The 13,728-nt window shown below is 72.1% G+C and carries 14 protein-coding genes and 1 pseudogene; 2 read left to right on the top strand and 13 right to left on the bottom strand.

The window, feature by feature from the left end:
* Positions 1-24: 24 nt before the first annotated feature.
* The 5 genes from AB0J67_RS13115 to AB0J67_RS13135 form a co-directional block, all read right to left on the bottom strand.
* Positions 25-1,086: a branched-chain amino acid ABC transporter permease gene (locus AB0J67_RS13115; protein WP_363480738.1), complete on the bottom strand. Its 1,062-nt coding sequence runs from the start codon at positions 1,084-1,086 to the stop codon at positions 25-27.
* A 61-nt stretch (positions 1,087-1,147) separates the two neighbouring features.
* Complete coding sequence (locus tag AB0J67_RS13120; protein WP_363480741.1) at positions 1,148-2,029, bottom strand: branched-chain amino acid ABC transporter permease; 882 nt, start codon at positions 2,027-2,029, stop codon at positions 1,148-1,150.
* Between the two features lie 81 nt (positions 2,030-2,110).
* Positions 2,111-3,367 carry an ABC transporter substrate-binding protein gene (locus tag AB0J67_RS13125; RefSeq protein WP_363480744.1) on the bottom strand — a complete coding sequence of 419 codons (1,257 nt, stop codon included), beginning with the start codon at positions 3,365-3,367 and terminating at the stop codon, positions 2,111-2,113.
* Positions 3,368-3,396: 29 nt separating this feature from the next.
* Positions 3,397-4,089, bottom strand: coding sequence for an ABC transporter ATP-binding protein (locus AB0J67_RS13130; protein WP_363480747.1), 693 nt, complete (start codon positions 4,087-4,089; stop codon positions 3,397-3,399).
* The gene (locus tag AB0J67_RS13135; protein ID WP_363480750.1) at positions 4,076-4,846 is read right to left on the bottom strand and encodes an ABC transporter ATP-binding protein; all 771 of its coding nucleotides are present in this window, start codon (positions 4,844-4,846) and stop codon (positions 4,076-4,078) included. Before AB0J67_RS13135 ends, AB0J67_RS13130 begins: the two co-directional genes overlap by 14 nt.
* Positions 4,847-5,061: 215 nt before the next feature.
* On the opposite strand from AB0J67_RS13135, the gene AB0J67_RS13140 reads away from it, so the two are divergent.
* Positions 5,062-5,838, top strand: coding sequence for a VOC family protein (locus AB0J67_RS13140; RefSeq protein ID WP_363480753.1), 777 nt, complete (start codon positions 5,062-5,064; stop codon positions 5,836-5,838).
* A gap of 263 nt (positions 5,839-6,101) precedes the next feature.
* Here AB0J67_RS13140 and AB0J67_RS13145 read toward each other — a convergent pair whose 3' ends face one another.
* The 4 genes from AB0J67_RS13145 to AB0J67_RS13160 all read right to left on the bottom strand — a co-directional run bounded on the left by AB0J67_RS13145 (position 6,102) and on the right by AB0J67_RS13160 (position 9,370).
* Entirely contained in the window at positions 6,102-6,416 is a 315-nt protein-coding gene (locus AB0J67_RS13145) for a 4a-hydroxytetrahydrobiopterin dehydratase (RefSeq protein WP_363480756.1), read from the bottom strand.
* A gap of 112 nt (positions 6,417-6,528) precedes the next feature.
* Positions 6,529-7,284, bottom strand: coding sequence for a YebC/PmpR family DNA-binding transcriptional regulator (locus tag AB0J67_RS13150; protein ID WP_363480759.1), 756 nt, complete (start codon positions 7,282-7,284; stop codon positions 6,529-6,531).
* Between the two features lie 42 nt (positions 7,285-7,326).
* Entirely contained in the window at positions 7,327-7,935 is a 609-nt protein-coding gene (gene pdxT / locus AB0J67_RS13155; RefSeq protein WP_363480762.1) for a pyridoxal 5'-phosphate synthase glutaminase subunit PdxT, read from the bottom strand.
* A gap of 37 nt (positions 7,936-7,972) precedes the next feature.
* The gene (locus tag AB0J67_RS13160; RefSeq protein ID WP_363480765.1) at positions 7,973-9,370 is read right to left on the bottom strand and encodes an aminotransferase class I/II-fold pyridoxal phosphate-dependent enzyme; all 1,398 of its coding nucleotides are present in this window, start codon (positions 9,368-9,370) and stop codon (positions 7,973-7,975) included.
* 60 nt (positions 9,371-9,430) lie between these two features.
* Here AB0J67_RS13160 and AB0J67_RS13165 point away from each other — a divergent pair, with 60 nt between their 5' ends.
* Positions 9,431-9,901 carry an Lrp/AsnC family transcriptional regulator gene (locus AB0J67_RS13165; RefSeq protein WP_363480768.1) on the top strand — a complete coding sequence of 157 codons (471 nt, stop codon included), beginning with the start codon at positions 9,431-9,433 and terminating at the stop codon, positions 9,899-9,901.
* Positions 9,902-10,030: 129 nt separating this feature from the next.
* Here the strand turns inward: AB0J67_RS13165 and pdxS are convergent, their stop codons facing one another.
* From pdxS to AB0J67_RS13185, 4 genes and pseudogenes are all read right to left on the bottom strand, one after another.
* Positions 10,031-10,921, bottom strand: coding sequence for a pyridoxal 5'-phosphate synthase lyase subunit PdxS (gene pdxS, locus AB0J67_RS13170; RefSeq protein WP_363480771.1), 891 nt, complete (start codon positions 10,919-10,921; stop codon positions 10,031-10,033).
* 213 nt (positions 10,922-11,134) lie between these two features.
* The gene (locus AB0J67_RS13175; protein ID WP_363480774.1) at positions 11,135-11,626 is read right to left on the bottom strand and encodes a hypothetical protein; all 492 of its coding nucleotides are present in this window, start codon (positions 11,624-11,626) and stop codon (positions 11,135-11,137) included.
* 41 nt (positions 11,627-11,667) lie between these two features.
* Positions 11,668-12,822 carry a glycosyltransferase family 4 protein gene (locus tag AB0J67_RS13180; RefSeq protein ID WP_363480777.1) on the bottom strand — a complete coding sequence of 385 codons (1,155 nt, stop codon included), beginning with the start codon at positions 12,820-12,822 and terminating at the stop codon, positions 11,668-11,670.
* Position 12,823: 1 nt separating this feature from the next.
* Positions 12,824-13,648, bottom strand: a pseudogene (locus AB0J67_RS13185) (phosphatidylinositol mannoside acyltransferase); the annotation flags it as partial.
* Between the last annotated feature and the right edge of the window lie 80 nt (positions 13,649-13,728).

Genomic DNA, 13,728 nt, shown 5'->3' on the forward strand with positions numbered 1-13,728 from the left:
GGGTGGCGGTCACGGGGCGGGTGGTCAGGTGCGGCGGCGGAGCCAGTGGCGGACGGTGCCGTAGAGGCCGCGGCGGAAGACGAGGACGGCGACCACGAAGACGCCGCCGGTGACCAGGCCGATCTGCTCGAAGCCCGCGAAGGACAGCCAGTCCTCCAGCCGGATCACGCCGGCCGCGCCGAGCACCGGGCCCCACAGCGTGCCGATGCCGCCGAGCACCACCACGATCACGGCCTTGCCCGAGGTGGTCCAGTGCAGCACGTCCAGCGACACGAACCGGTGCCCGACCGCGAACAGCCCCCCGCCCAGCCCGGCGGTGAACGCCGACAGCAGGAACGCGGCCAGCTTGTACCGGTGCACCGGGTAGCCGAGCGCGCGGGCGCGGGCCGGGTTGTCCCGGATCGCGACCAGCACCCGGCCGAACGGCGAGTGCACCGTCCGCCAGACCAGGAACAGCCCGCCCGCCACCATCGGCAGCGCCGCGTAGTAGTAGAAGAACTCGTCGGACAGGTCGAGGCCGAACAGCTCGCGCGGCACCTGCTGCAGGCCGTTCTCGCCGCCGGTGACCGAGCGCCACTGGTTGGCGATGTAGTACACCATCTGCGCGAAGGCGAGAGTGACCATCGCGAAGTAGATGCCGACCCGCTTGACGGCGAGATAGCCGACGGGGATCGCCAGCACGGTCGCGGCCAGCGCCCCGAGCAGCACCGCGACCGGGAACGGCAGGCCCCAGGCGACCGCGGCCAGGCCGGTCGCGTACGCCGAGGTGCCCCAGAAGGCGGCGTGCCCGAACGACATCAGGCCGGTGTACCCGAGCAGCAGGTCCACCGCGACCGCGAACAGCGCCCAGCAGGCGATGTCCACGGCCACCGTCGGGTAGAGCCCGAACGGCAGCAGCAGGGCGACCAGCACCGCCGCACCGGCCAGTGTCCAGCGCAGCCAGCGGGGCAGGATCGTGCCGGAGCGGTCCGGCTCGGTCGCGCCGTCGCGCACGGCGGTGTCCACCGGGGCCGTGGCCGGCGCGGACGCCGGGGCGCCGGGCTGCGCGCGTACCCCCGTGGTCTGGTCTTCGACGACCTCGCTCATGACTGCTCCTCGGTGCGCTGGGCGGCGGCGTGGGCCGCGCTGACCTGACGGGTGGGCCCGCTCATGCCGGGGCCTCCTCTCGGCCGAACAGGCCCGCCGGGCGCCACAGCAGCACCCCGGCCATGACCAGGAAGACCAGCACCTGCGACAGCAGCGCCCAGTCCTCGCCGAGCGCCTGCACCCAGGCCTGCACCAGGCCGATCGCGAACCCGGCGGCGACCGAGCCGAAGATGGAGCCCAGGCCGCCGATGACCACCACCGCGAACACCACGATGATCAGGTCGGCGCCCATCAGCGGGTTCACCGCGCGGATCGGGGCGGCCAGCACGCCGGCCAGCCCGGCCAGGCCGATGCCGAAGCCGAACACCGGGGTCACCCACCGACCCACGTCGATGCCGAGCGCGGTGCTCAGCTCGGGGCGCTCGGTCGCGGCGCGCACCACCATGCCGACCCGGGTGCGGGTGAGCAGCCACCACACCGCGGCGCACACCGCCAGTGCCATGACCAGCACGAAGACGCGGTACGCCGGGAAGTCGAAGGCGCCCAGGTCGACCGTGCCCGACAGCAGCGCGGGCGCGTCGTACGGGCTGGACTGCACGCCGTAGCGGGACTTCACGGCGTCCTGCAGGATCAGCGTCAGGCCGAAGGTGAGCAGGAAGTTGTAGAGCGGGTCGAGCCGGGCCAGGCGGGCCACCAGCAGCCGCTCCACCGCCATCCCGAACAGGGCGAGCAGCAGCGGCATCAGCAGCAGCGCCCACCAGAACGACAGGCCGACCTCGGTGAGCAGGACGTACGCCCCGAACGCGCCGAGCATGTAGATCGCCCCGTGGGCGAAGTTGACGACGCGGAGCATGCCGAAGATGACCGCGAGGCCGAGGGCGAGCAGCGCCAGGAACGCGCCCCCCACCAGCCCGTTGAAGGTGTGCTGCAGAAAATTGACCATGAGCGGTGCGGAGCCTTCCAGGTTTGGAAGGGCACCTTCTACAACGCATGGCGTTAAGAAGGTGCCCTTCCTTTCAGGGCGTCAGGAGAGCTTGCAGTCCGGGCTGGGGGCGCGGAAGGCCTTGTCGGCCGGGATGGTCAGCAGGATCTTGACGTAGTCCCACTCCTCGGTGACCTCGCTGGGCTGCTTGACCTGGGCGAGGTACGCGTCGTGGACGACGCGGTGGTCCTCGGCGCGGATCCTGCCGTTGCGCAGGAAGACGTCGGAGACGGTCTTGCCCTCCAGCTGGCCGACCACGGCGTCGGCGCCGTCGGTGCCGGCGGCCTGCACGGCCTCCAGGTACTGCAGGGCCGCGGAGTAGTTCGCGGCGTGCGCGAACGTCGGGCGGGCGCCGGTGACCTTCTTGAAGCGGTCCGCGAACTCGCGGTTGACCAGGTCGTAGTTCCAGTACCAGGCGTCGGTGTAGGTGGTGCCGGCCAGCGCGGCCGGGGTCAGCGAGTGGATGTCGGTGAGGAACATCAGGCCGACCGCGAGGCCCACGCCCTTCTCCCGCAGCTTGAACTCGTTGTACTGCTTGACCAGCGCGACCAGCTCCGCGCCGGCCTGCATGGTGCCCAGCACGTCCGGCTTCGGGCTCAGCGTCGGCGCCTTGAGCAGGTACGTCGAGAAGTCGCCGCTGGTGTTGGGGAACGGCGCGGCGTCGCGGCTGACGATGGTGCCGCCCGCGCCGGTGACCGCGGCCGAGAAGCTCTTCTCCATGTCCTGGCCGAACGCGTAGTCCGGGTACACGATGTACCAGTTCTTCGCGCCCTGCTCGGTGGTGTTGCGCCCGGTGCCGTTGGCCAGCATGTACGTGTCGTACGCGTAGTGGAACGTGTACTTGTTGCAGGACTTGCCGGTCAGGTCGGTGGTCGCGGCGGAGATGTTGAAGTAGAGCTTCTTCTTCTCCTTGGCCACGTCGGCGACCTTCAGCGCGGCCGACGAGGTCGGCACGTCGAGGATCACGTCGACGGCCTTGCGGTCGTAGAGCTCGGCGGCCTTGGCGTTGGCCACGTCCGGCTTGTTCTGGTGGTCGACGCTCTCCACCCCGAACTCCTTGACCACGGCCTTGTCGCCGTACTTCGTCTGGTAGTCCTCGATGGCCAGCTGGACCGCGTTGACCGAGTTCTTGCCCGACAGCTGCGAGTACGCGCCCGACTGGTCGTTGAGCACGCCGAATACGACCTTGCCGTCGGACAGCCCGCCCGAGCCGCCCGCGGACTGGGGGCCGCCCCCGCCGCAGGCCGAGGCGAGCAGCGCGGTGGCGCAGAGCACGGCCGCCGATGCTTTGGTACGCATGAAACTCTCCCTAGGGGTGGGTGTGCGTTTCAGATGCCGAGGTAGGCCAGCAGGTCCTGCTCGCGGGCGGCGACCTCGGAGTTCTCCAGCGACTCCACGACGCGCCCCTCCGCCAGCAGGTGATGGCGGTCGGCCACGGTCGTGGCGAAGCGCAGGTTCTGCTCGACCAGCAGCACGGCGACCCCGTGCTGCTTGGCCTGGCGCAGGATGTCGCCGACCTGCGCGACCAGCAGCGGGCTCAGCCCTTCGGTGGGCTCGTCGCACAGCAGCAGCCGGGCGCCCATCCGCAGCACCCGGGCCAGCGCGAGCATCTGCTGCTCGCCGCCGGACAGGGTGGTCGACGGGGCGTACCAGCGGGCGCGCAGGTGCGGGAACGCCTCGTACACCCGCTCCAGCGGCCACGGGTCCGGCCCGACCACGGGCGGCAGGGTCAGCGTCTCGTTGACGGTGAGCGTGGCGTAGCAGCCGCGGTCGTCGGGCACCCAGCCCAGCCCGGCGCGGGCGCGGCGGTGCGCCGGCTGCCCGGTCAGCGGCCGGCCGTCCAGCTCCACCAGGCCCTGCTGGCCCGCGTGCAGGCCCATCACGCAGCGCAGCAGCGTGGTCTTGCCGGCGCCGTTGCGCCCGCACAGGGTCACCACCTCGCCCGCCGCGATGTCGAGGCTGACGCCGCGCAGCACGCGCGCCTCGCCGTACCAGGCCGAAAGATCATCAATGCGCAGCACGGCCGGCTCCCTCACCCAGGTAGGCGCTGATCACGCGCTCGTCCGCGCGTACCTCGTCGTAGGCGCCCTCGACCAGCACCCGGCCCGCCTGCAGCACGGTGACCCGGTCGGCCAGCGCGCCGACGACCGACATGTTGTGCTCCACCATCACCACGGTCCGGCCCTTGCCGACCGTGCCGATCAGGTCCACCGTGCGGTCCACGTCCTCCAGGCCCATGCCGGCCGTGGGCTCGTCCAGCAGCAGCACCGACGGCTCCAGGGCCAGGGCCAGGGCCAGCTCCAGGGCGCGCTTGCGGCCGTACGCCAGCGCGTCGGCGGTCGTCTCGGCCAGGTCGGCCAGGCCGACCATGTCCAGCAGCGCCATGGCCCGCGGGGTGTGCCGCCGCATCAGCTTCGCCGACCGCCAGAACTGCCAGGCCAGCGACGATCCGCTCTGCAGCGCCAGCTCGACGTGCTCGCGGGCGGTCAGCTGTCCGAACAGGCTGGTGATCTGGAAGGAGCGGGCCACGCCGCGCCGGGCGAACCCCTCCGGGGCCAGCCCGGTGACGTCGGCGCCGGCCACCTCGATCCGGCCCGCGGTCACCGGCAGGAAACCGGTGAGCAGGTTGAACAGCGTCGTCTTGCCGGCGCCGTTCGGGCCGACCAGGGCGTGCACGCTGCCCGCCGCCACGGTGAGGTCGACCCCGTCGACCGCCCGGAACCCGCGGAAGTCCTTGGTCAGGCCGCGGGCGCGCAAAGCCGGGGGATCTGCGCTCATCTGCTGCTCCTTGAGGTGGTTCGGGCCACGTGATCCGGCTCACTTCGAATGCCGGGAAACGTATGGCGCACCGGGGAGCAACAGCCATGTAACGCGGCCACACAAATGACACGTCGACGATGTGCGATTCGCCGGGTTCCGGGCGCGCTCCGTGCCACCATCGATGGGAAGCGGACAAACCGGTCCGGATCACATAAATGCGGAGGGGTATCGGCATGGCCAACGCACCCGGCGTTCCGACCTGGGTCGACCTGAGCACCACCGACCTGAAGAGCGCGACCGAGTTCTACACGGAACTGTTCGGCTGGGACCCCGAGGTGAGCCCCGAGCCCGAGGCAGGCGGCTACACGACCTTCCGCATCGACGGCAGGCAGGTCGCCGGGGCAGGGCCGATCCAGGGCGAGAGCCAGCCACCGATGTGGACGACCTACGTGGAGACCACCGACGCGGCGGCGACCGCCGCCAAGGTGACCGCGGCCGGGGGCAACGTCCTGCTGGAGCCGTTCGACGTGCTCGGCTACGGCCGGATGGCGGTCTTCCTGGACCAGGCCGGCGCGATGTTCGCGGTCTGGCAGCCCGGCACCCACGGCGGCGGCGAGATCTTCCGCCGGCCCGGCACGCTGGCCTGGAACGAGCTGACCACCCGCGACCCCGAGGGTTCGAAGATCTTCTACGGCTCGGTGTTCGGCTGGAAGCCGCAGGACATGGCGTTCGGCCCCGCCACCTACACCGAGTTCCAGCTCGACGGGGCCCGCGTCGCCGGCATGATGCCGATGGAGGGCGACATGTGGCCGGAGGACCTGCCGCCGCACTGGATGGTGTACTTCCACGTCGCCGACTGCGACGAGTCCGCCCGCCTGGCCCAGGAGCTCGGCGGCACCGTCTCCGTCCCGCCCACCGACATCCCGCCCGGCCGCTTCGCCGTCCTGTCCGACCCCCAGGGCGCCTTCTTCAGCATCATCACGGTCACCCCCGACCGCCTCGCCGACTGACCCACGAAAGGAAGGGCACCTTCTTAACGCCATGCGTTGTAGAAGGTGCCCTTCTTAACGCTCGCGACCGGCACCGCACCGCGCCACACCCTGCCGCACCGCGCCCTGCCGCGCTACACCGCGCCGGGCCGGGCCGGGCCGGGCCGGGCCGGGCCAGGCCAGGCCGCGATAGACGTTGGCCTATCTGGATGACAAAACTAAGATCAAAGTCATCCAGATAGGCCAACGTCTATGCAAAAGGCGGGCTCGCGCAAGACCAAGGGTCAGTGGGTGGCGTTCTGCTCGGCGGTGGCCTGGGTGACGATGTCGTCGATCAGGCGGGCCAGGCGCAGGTCCAGCTCGGTGAGGCCGCCCGCGGCGTGGGTGCAGCAGGTGAAGGTGAGGTGGCGATAGCGGATGTCGATGTCCGGATGGTGGTCCATGCTCTCCGCCGCCTCCCCCACCTGGGCCACCACGGCCAGCGCGGCGGGGAAGCTGGGCAGCTTCACGGTGCGGGAGATGCCGTGCACGTCTCCGGTCCAGCCGGCCAGGGCGGTCAGACCGCGCTCCAGCTCACCGGGGTTGAGGACTTCGACCATAGGGACATGATGCCCAAGGCGGCCGGTCGTATCCCCCGAATTTCCCATAAACACGAAAGATCGCCGCCCGCGGCGCGGAACGGCGATCTTCGTCGGTACGGCGAGCCCCCGGTCAGGAGGCCTCGATCTTCTCGATGATCTCGTCGGAGATGTCGAAGTTGGCGAACACGTCCTGCACGTCGTCGCAGTCGTCGAGCACGTCGATCAGCTTCAGCACCTTGCGCGCGGCCTCCTCGTCCAGCGGCACCTGCACGCTGGGCACGAAGGTCGACTCGGCCGACTCGTAGTCGATCCCGGCGGCCTGCAGCGCGGAGCGCACCCCGATCAGGTCCGACGCCTCGCTGATCACCTCGAACGACTCGCCCAGGTCGTTGCACTCCTCGGCGCCGGCGTCGAGCACCGCGCCGAGCACGTCGTCCTCCGACAGGCCGTTCTTAGGCACGATGACCTGGCCCTTGCGGGAGAACATGTACGACACCGAGCCGGCGTCGGCCAGCGAGCCGCCGTTGCGGGTCAGCGCGGTGCGCACCTCGGTCGCGGCCCGGTTGCGGTTGTCGGTGAGGCACTCGATCAGGATCGCCACCCCGTTGGGGCCGTAGCCCTCGTACATGATGGTCTGCCAGTCGGCGCCGCCGGCCTCCAGGCCGGAGCCCCGCTTGACCGCGCGGTCGATGTTGTCGTTGGGGACCGAGCTCTTCTTGGCCTTCTGGATCGCGTCGAAGAGGGTCGGGTTGCCCATCGGGTCCCCGCCGCCGGTGCGCGCCGCCACCTCGATGTTCTTGATGAGGCGGGCGAACAGCTTGCCCCGCTTGGCGTCGATCGCCGCCTTCTTGTGCTTGGTCGTCGCCCACTTTGAGTGGCCGGACATCGATTCCTCCGTCAGCGCGCTGGTGATGGGTCCCGGCCCGGGTCAGGCGGCCTGGTCACGCACCATGTCGACGAAGAGACGGTGCACCCGCAGGTCCCCGGTGAGCTCCGGGTGGAACGAGGTGGCCAGCAGGTTGCCCTGCCGGACCGCGACCATCCTACCGGTGGCCGGGCCTGCGGTGACCCGGCCCAGCACCTCGACGTCACCGGTGACCGACTCGACCCAGGGCGCGCGGATGAAGATCGCGTGCACCGGCTCGCCCTCGACGCCAGCGATGTCGACCGGGGCCTCGAACGAGTCGACCTGGCGGCCGAAGGCGTTGCGGCGCACCGTCATCGCGATGCCGCCGAACGTCTTCTGGTCGGGCCGCCCGTCGAGCACCTCGTCGGCGAGCATGATCATGCCGGCGCACGAGCCGTACGCCGGCATGCCCTCGGCCAGCCGCTTGCGTACGGGCTCGTACACCTCGAACACGAGCGCCAGCTTGCTCATGGTGGTGGACTCGCCGCCCGGGATGACCAGGGCGTCGATGTCGGCGACCTCCTCGGGACGGCGCACCGGGCGCCCGATCACGTCGCACTCGGCCAGCGCGGCCAGGTGCTCGCGTACGTCGCCCTGCAGCGCCAGCACGCCGATGACGAGGTCAGGCACGGGTCCTCCCAAGAAGATCATCCACTGTAGGTCGAGTCTATGCCGGTACGGGCGCGCCCCCGAGCACGGCCTGCGCCGATGTGGCGGACAACGCGCTCGCGCCCGGGTGCGCCGGCTCGGCGACCGCGAAGGCCGGCGAGGTGGGCGGCGCGGCGAAGGCCGGAGGCTCGGCCGCCGCCGGCTCGGTGGCCGTGACCGCGCGCTCTGCCGGGCCGGCGTCGGTGGCCGCGGCCGCGGGCGTCGGCACGGGCGCCGCGACCGTGACCCGGGCGGCCTCGGTCAGCGCCCGGTCCAGGTCGGCCCACAGGTCCTCGGGGTCCTCCAGGCCGACCGACATGCGCAGCAGGTTCGGGGTGATGCCGCCGGTCTCCTTGCCGTCGGCGTCGACGAGGCGGTGGGTGAGCAGCGCCGGGTGCTCGATCAGCGTGTCCACCGAGCCCAGGCTGACCGCCGGGGTGATCAGGCGCAGCGCGGCGACCACCGCGGCGGCGTCGCCGGTCGTCTCGAACGCGATCATCGCGCCGGGTCCGCGCATCTGGCGGCCGACGAGGTTGCGCGGGTCGTTGCCGGGCAGGCCCGGGTAGTGCACCTTGCCGACCCCGCGGTGCACGGCCAGGCGCACGGCCAGCGTCGCGGCGGTGGCCTGCGCGGCGCGTACCCGCAGCGGCAGCGTGGCCAGGCCGCGGTGCAGCAGGTAGCCGCCCAGCGGGTGGAGCACCGCGCCGGTCAGGATGCGCACCTGGCGCAGCGCGCCGGCCCGCTGCTCGGCGCAGGCGACGACGCCGCCGAGCACGTCGCCGTGCCCGCCGAGGTACTTGGTGCCGGAGTGCACCACGTAGGACGCGCCGAGCCGGGCGGGGTTCTGCAGCACCGGCGTGGCGAAGGTGTTGTCGACCAGCAGCGGCACGTCGCCGGCCTGGATGGCGACGGTGGCGATGTCGACCAGGCTGAGCGTCGGGTTGCCCGGCGTCTCGACCACGACCAGGCCGGTGTCGGGGCGGATCGCGCCCGCGACCTCGTCCTGGTCGACCCAGGTCACGGACAGGCCGAGCAGGCCGATGGAGAGCAGGTGGTCGGTGCCGCCGTAGAGCGGGCGTACCGCCACCACGTGCTTCTTCCCGGTGAGCACGCACGCGGCCTGCAGCACGGCGGTGATCGCGGCCATGCCGGAGGCGAACGAGACGGCGGCCTCGGTGCCCTCCAGCTCGGCGAGGGCCTGCTCGAAGCGGGCCGTGGTCGGGTTGTAGAGCCGCTGGTACACCGGGGTCGCGGCGGTGGCCGCCCCGTCGGCGAACGCGCCCAGGGCCGCGCCCGCGGCGACCTGGTCGTGCATGGGGTACGTGGTGGAGAAGTCCAGCGGCAGCGCGTGGACGCCGAGCTCGGCGAGGTCTTCGCGGCCCGCGTGCACGGCACGGGTGTCGACGGCGTAGGTCATGCAGCGGATCTTCGGGCCTTCTTCGGCCCTGGTAAACCGCATCCGCATAGTCTTCGGCACATGGCGGAAAACACCGTGCTTGATGCGGTCGACGCGGCGATCCTGCGCGAGCTGCAGAACGATGCGCGGATCTCGAACAAGGATCTCGCCGCGCGGGTCAACGTGGCGGCCTCGACCTGCCTGGAGCGGGTGCGCGCGCTGCAGCGGCGCGGGGTGCTGGCCGGGTTCCACGCGGAGGCGGATCCGGCGGCGCTCGGGCGGCCGTTGCAGGCGTACATCGCGGTGCGGGTGCGCCCGCACAACCGCGACGTGGTGGAGCCGTTCATCCGCTTCGTGCTGGACCTGCCCGAGACGGTGGCGCTGAGCCACATCGCGGGACCGGACGACTTCCTGGTGCACGTCGCCGTCCGCGACGCCGGGCACCTGCAGCGCCTGCTGCTGGACGGCTTCACCTCACGCCGCGAGGTGGCCCACCTGGAGACCCAGCTGATCTTCTCCCACATCCGCAAGTGGGACATCGGCCCCGCGTGATCCGGCGCCGGGCGCTGTCGACGCGGCACCCGCCCCGGACGCGGGATCGCCGCCCGCGGTCGGGCGACGGGGTGCCACCCCGGTCCCGACCGCGGACGGCGATCGACGCTCAACGACGGACTGCCGTCGTCACCAGCCGCGCTCGGCCAGGCGGTGCGGCTGCGGGATCTCGTCGACGTTGATGCCGACCATGGCCTCGCCCAGGCCGCGGGAGACCTTGGCGAGCACGTCCGGGTCGTCGTAGAAGGTGGTGGCCTTCACGATCGCCTCGGCGCGCTGCGCCGGGTTGCCCGACTTGAAGATGCCGGAGCCGACGAACACGCCCTCGGCGCCGAGCTGCATCATCATCGCGGCGTCGGCCGGGGTGGCGATGCCGCCCGCGGTGAACAACACGACCGGCAGCTTGCCGGTCTCCGCGACCTCCTTGACCAGCTCGTACGGCGCCTGCAGCTCCTTGGCGGCGACGTAGAGCTCGTCAGCGGGCAGGTTCTGGAGACTCCGGATCTGCTGTCGGATCTGCCGCATGTGGGTGGTGGCGTTGGAGACGTCACCGGTGCCGGCCTCGCCCTTGGAGCGGATCATGGCCGCGCCCTCGGTGATGCGGCGCAGCGCCTCGCCCAGGTTGGTCGCGCCGCAGACGAACGGCACGGTGAACTGCCATTTGTCGATGTGGTTGGCGTAGTCGGCCGGGGTGAGCACCTCGGACTCGTCGACGTAGTCCACACCGAGGGCCTGCAGCACCTGGGCCTCGACGAAGTGGCCGATGCGGGCCTTGGCCATGACCGGGATGGAGACCGCGTTGATGATGCCGTCGATCATGTCGGGGTCGCTCATCCGGGAGACGCCGCCCTGGGCGCGGATGTCGGCGGGCACGCGCTCGAGGGCCATGACGGCGACGGCGCCCGCGTCCTCGGCGATCTTCGCCTGCTCCGCGTTGACGACGTCCATGATCACGCCGCCCTTGAGCATCTCGGCCATGCCGCGCTTCACGCGGGCGGTGCCGGTCACCGGTACGTTCACAGACTCGGTTGCAGACATGATGTCGCGCTTCTCCTGACCAACGGGATCTCGAAAGCAGCGGGCCGAACGCGCCCGACCAGGGCCGGCGCGGGCTCCGCTGCCTCGATTCTACGTGGCGGCACGCGGGCGGCCCGACGGCCAATCGACACCCGGTGGCCCGGCCTGTGACCTGTGTCACAGGCGTGACCTGGGACGACTCCTGGGAGTGACGAACTATACGGCGCTGACCGTCGGGTCGTCGATGTCGAAGTACGCCGGGCGCGGGTGCTTGCGGTTGAGACGCAGCAGGCGCACCAGCGGCCGCTCACGCGAGGCCAGCGCGGCGCGGACCAGGTCGGTGTGCACCTGCCGGGCGATCGCCACCCGGCGGCTGGCCGCCACGACCGCGGCGCCGTTCGGCTCCTCCGGGTCCAGCGGCTGCTTGCGCAGCACCCGGGTCAGGTCGTTCTCGGAGGCCTCGCGGTCGTCCTCGCGGGCGTCGAGCGCGGCACGGGCCGCGGCGTAGAGGTCGGCCCCGGCCGGGTCGCCCGCCAGGTCGCTCTCGGCCAGCACGGCCGCGGCCGCGGCACGCCGCACCAGCTGGGAGTCCAGCGCCCGGCCCGCCGACGCGGCGCGCAGGTGCAGCCGGTCCACCCGGCCGGCGGTCCAGGTGACATACGACGCGATCACGACCACCAAGGCCACCACGCCGATCACCCAACCCATGCCGGGCATCGTAGTGGTGCCGGGTTTCCCCTACGTTCCGGCTACCACTCGGCCGGCGGCTCGGCGCCGCTGACCGTCTCCCCGCACGCCTCGATCGCGCTGTTGTAGACCTCCAGCACCAGCGAGGCGACCACTGGCCAGTCGTACGCCGCGACCACCTTGCCCGCGTGCGCGGCCATCGCCTCGCGCCGCTCGGTGTCGTCCAGCAGCTCGACGATGGTCTGCCCGAGCAGGTCCGCGTCGCCGTTGGGGAACAGCGCCCCCGCCCGGCCGCCGTCGAGCACCCGCCGGAACGCGTCGAGGTCGGTGGCGACCACCGGCGCCCCGGCCGCCATCGCCTCGGTGAGGATCATGCCGAACGACTCGCCGCCGGTGTTAGGCGCGATGTAGAGGTCGACGCTGCGCAGCATGCGCGCCTTGTCCTGCTCGGAGACCCGACCCAGGAAGGTGGTGCGCTCGGCGACCACCGGCGGCAGCTCCATCTCGTCCAGGTCGCCCGGCCCGGCCAGCAGCAGCCGCATGCCGGGGCGGCCCGGCATCACCTCGGCCAGCGCCCGCGCCAGGATGTCGAAGCCCTTGCGCGGCTCGGTGAACCGGCCCAGGAAGCCGACCGTGCCGCCGTGGCCCGGCCCGCACGCGCCGGGCCAGCCCGGCAGCGGCTCGGCGTCGGCGAACTGCGCCACGGACACCCCGTTGGGGATCTCCACTGCGCCGCCGTCCAGGTGCTCCACCTGCACCCGCCGGGCCAGCTCGCTGACCGCGATGCGGCCGGTGATGCGCTCCAGCACCACCCGGGCCACCGGCGCCCCCGCCGCCAGCGCCCGCGAGCGGGTCATCGCGGTGTGGAACGTCGCCACCACCGGGCCGCGCGCCGACATCACCGCCAGCAGCGACAGGCTCGGGGTCAGCGGCTCGTGCACGTGCAGCACGTCGAAGTCGCCGTGGTGCAGCCAGCGGCGCACCCGCGCGGCGGAGATGGGGCCGAAGTTGAGCCGCGCCACCGAGCCGTTGTACGGCACCGGCACCGCCCGCCCGGCGGCCACCACGTACGGCGGCAGGGGCTGGTCGTCGTCGGCGGGCGCGAGCACGCTCACCTCGTGCCCCATCGCGATCAGGGTCTCGGCGAGGTCGCGCACGTGGAACTGCACCCCGCCCGGCACGTCCAGCGAGTACGGGCAGACGATCCCGATCCGCACGTCACTCCTCGGGGTCGGTGGCGCCGGCGGAGGCCACCGCGCGGCGGGCCGCCCCGGCGTCGCGCATCGGCGGCTCGGTCAGCCAGAGCTTCTGGAGCATGTGCCAGTCTGCCGGATGCGCCGCGATCCCGCGCGCGAGGCCGTCGGCCACCGTCTGCGTGAGCAGCCGCACCCGGACGTCCAGGGAGCCCGCCGAGGCGTCGGGCACCGGCAGCGGGCCGACCACGCGGCCGCAGCCGGCGTCCGGCTCGTACCACATGTCCACGACGAACAGCGGCGCGCCGGTGCGTAGCGCCAGCATCGCCGGGCCGGCCGGCATCCGGGTGCGCCCGCCGAAGAAGTCGACCTCGACGCCGCGCGCGGACAGGTCCCGGTCGGCCAGCAGCGGCACGATGTGCGCCTGCCCCAGCCGCTGCGCCAGCACGTCGATCGGCGAACCCTGCCCGCCGACGGTCGGGATGATGCTCATGCCGAGGCTCTCGCGGTACTCCAGGAACCGGCGGTAGAGGCCCTCGGGCTTGAGCCGCTCGGCGACCGTGGTCAGCGGCAGGCCGTGCGCGGTCACCATCGCCCCGGCCGCGTCCCAGTTGCCCGCGTGCGGCAGCGCCACGATCGCGCCGGTGCCCGCCTCGTGCGCCTTGGCGAGCTTGTCGTAGTCCGCCAGCCGGAAGCCGTCGCGCAGCTGCGCCTTCGACCTGCCCGGCAGCCGGAACGCCTCCCGCCAGTAGCGGGCGTACGAGCGCATCGCGTCGCGTACCAGCGAGTCGGGTGCGGGCTCGCCCAGCACGCAGCTCAGGTTGCGGGCCAGGCGCTGCACGCCGGGACCGCGCGGCGGTCGTCGTCGTGCCGGGCGGCGGGGACGGGCTGCTCGCTCATGCGCTTACCTCCAGGCGGCGGACGGGCACG

It is taken from the genome of Catellatospora sp. NPDC049609 (genome assembly GCF_040675365.1).
In the GTDB taxonomy this organism is placed as follows: Bacteria; Actinomycetota; Actinomycetes; order Mycobacteriales; family Micromonosporaceae; genus Catellatospora.